This is a genomic window from Streptomyces sp. NPDC055078, from assembly GCF_053607985.1.
The window spans coordinates 1-2,550 of the sequence record NZ_JBSGUP010000906.1; the positions used below are offsets into that span (position 1 = coordinate 1).

Consider the following 2,550-nt stretch of genomic DNA (forward strand, 5'->3'; position numbering starts at 1 on the left):
CGTACTGCCTGGCCACGTCGCTGGGGTGGGACCTGCCGCGGGCGGGGCCGGCGGGACGTAGGCACCTCCGATCCAGTGGTCGTAGCGGGACTGGTACGAGACGATCGCGCCGTCGCTGCCCGGCGCTGCGTATCGGGTCATCTCCTGGGCCTCCTGATGAGGATGCCGCCCGCCGCTGGACGGCGTTCACGGGGAGGCTAAGGACCCGGACGTTGCGAGGAGGTTGCGCGCGCCCGGCCGGACCCGTCGGCCAACGCCTGCCGGGAGCCGGCGGACACGCGGTCCCGCGGAGCAGGTCACGAACGCTGTCCGCCGTCGAGTTCACGCAACCGGGCCAGTGCGGGAGGACGCTGTGACGCGGGCAGTACGGCGACGAGGGCCCGCCACACCGGCAGGTCCTCCTCGCCCCAGGGGCTGTACGCCCAGTCGGCCAGCAGGCCCGGATCTCCGCGGGCGATCAGGGCGGCCCGCAGCTGGTCGGTGAGCCGGCGTCGCAGCCGGACCACCGCGGGGGCCTGGGAAGCGGGCAGCAGCGGACCGGCGTACGCGCTGAGCGCGCCGGTCACGGCGCCGGAGGCCAGCCGTCGTGTCACCGTCCCGAAGTCGGCGTCGACGCGGGCGGCGAGGCGGTACGGGCGCGAGCGCAGCAGTTCGGGCCCGAGCAGTCCGCGCAGCCGGTGCAGTTCGGCCCGCAGGGTGACCGGGGTGACCGATTCGTCCTCGTACAGTTCGATGAGGAGTTCGTCGCCGCTGACGCCCTCCGGGCGCTGGGCGAGGAGCACCAGGATCTCGCTGTGGCGGCGGCTCAGGCGCAGCTTGCGCCCGCCCGTCACCAGCAGGGCCTCGTCCCGGCCGAGCGCGGAGAGCTGGGCGCTGCCCGCCTGGGGGGAGGGTGCGAGCAGTGCGAGATGGGACTCGGCGGCCCGGGCCACCGCGCCGACGAAGCCGAGGCTGTGCGGATGGGCGAGCCGGTCCCCGCCGGTGATGTCCACCGCGCCGAGCACCCGCCCGGTCGCCGGATCGTGGATCGGGGCCGCGGCACAGGTCCACGCCTGCACGGGGCGGCAGAAGTGCTCGGCGGCGAAGACCTGGACGGGCCGGTCGACGGTGATCGCCGTACCGGGTGCGTTGGTCCCCGCGACCGCCTCGGCCCAGCGCGCGCCGGGGACGAAGTTCATCCGGTCCGCCCTGCGCCGGGTGGCGGGCGACCCCTCCACCCACAGCATCCGCCCATGGCCGTCGCACACGGCCACCAGATGCTCGCCGTCCATGGCGTACGTGCCCATCAGCTCGCGGACCAGCGGCATCACCCGCGCCAGCGGATGGGCCTCGCGGTACGCGGTGAGCGCGTCGTCGTCCAGCTCGACGGCGGCCGTCGCCTCCGGGCTGACCCGGGCCCGCGCCGAGCGGCGCCAGGAGTCGGCCACCACGGAACGCACGGGCCGCTCGACCCGGCCCGCGCTCAGATAGACGTCGTACGCCCTGCGGAGCACGGCCGTCCGCTCGACGGGATCCGCGCCCGGCTCCAGGGCCACCCATGCGTCGTTCACCTCGGCCTCCCCGTCCTCCATCGTGCCCCGGGCCGCCGGGTGCGACAAGCGCCCCTGAGGGTGAGAGCCGGTCGCCGGGCGGCGAGTGCGGCGGCGCGCGGGATCCGGGCGTCGGGTATCAGGGGAGGTGCCTTCCGGTGCGGTGGGTCTGCCGGGCGGAGCGGTGCCCCCGGTCAGCGGGCGCCGACGAGGCGGAGGTAGCGCACCCAGTCCCAGTGGGGTCCCGGGTCGGTGTGGGTGGCGCCGGGGACCTCGTGGTGGCCGATGATGTGGTCCCGGTCCCGGGGGATCGCGTACCGCTCGCAGACCGACGCGGTGAGGGCGGCGGACCGCTCGTACAGCGCGTCGGTGAAGTACTCCGGCCGGTCCACCCAGCCCTCGTGCTCGATGCCGACGCTGCGGGTGTTGTAGTCCCAGTTGCCCGCGTGCCAGCCGACGTTCCGCTCCCGTACGCACTGGGCGATCCGGCCGTCCGACGAGCGCACCACATAGTGCGCGGACACCTGTCTGTCCGGGTTCTGGAAGATCGCGACGGTGTCGGGGAAGGTCTCCTGGGTGACATGGATGACCACCCGGTCGATCCGGTAGGAGGAAGGGCGGTCGGCGGCCGTGTAGTTGGCGGAGGTCGCCGGCATCCAGTGGGCGTCCGGATAGTCGGTGTCCGCCCGCCGGAAGGACGGCCGCCCGGGGGGCCGGGGGCCGGGGGCGGCCTGTGCGGCGGTCGCGGGCAGCAGCATTCCGGCGGCTGCCGTCGCGGCGGTGCCGCGGAGCAGTCTTCTACGGTCCATGGGGCCTCTCCTGGTCGGGTGCGCCGTGAGGAGACCTCCCGTTCGACGGCCGCGGAGGTCGTGATGAGGATCTCCTGTCGGCGGCCGTTCCCCGGGGATGTCGGCGGGTCAAATGTGGCTGGTGTCGCGTGTCACGGCGGCCGGACCGGTCCGAGGGGGTCCAGGGTACGGCGAGGGTGCCGGAAAGCGACAACATCAGCTCTGTGCCTGAC

2 protein-coding genes are annotated in these 2,550 nt (G+C 74.4%); both read right to left on the reverse strand.

Annotated elements, in window-relative coordinates; genetic code table 11:
• Nucleotides 1-296: 296 nt before the first annotated feature.
• Nucleotides 297-1,571 carry a GAF domain-containing protein gene (locus ACWF94_RS38425; protein WP_453499599.1) on the reverse strand — a complete coding sequence of 425 codons (1,275 nt, stop codon included), beginning with the start codon at nt 1,569-1,571 and terminating at the stop codon, nt 297-299.
• A 152-nt stretch (nt 1,572-1,723) separates the two neighbouring features.
• Nucleotides 1,724-2,338, reverse strand: coding sequence for an N-acetylmuramoyl-L-alanine amidase (locus ACWF94_RS38430; protein ID WP_453499597.1), 615 nt, complete (start codon nt 2,336-2,338; stop codon nt 1,724-1,726).
• Nucleotides 2,339-2,550: the final 212 nt, after the last annotated feature.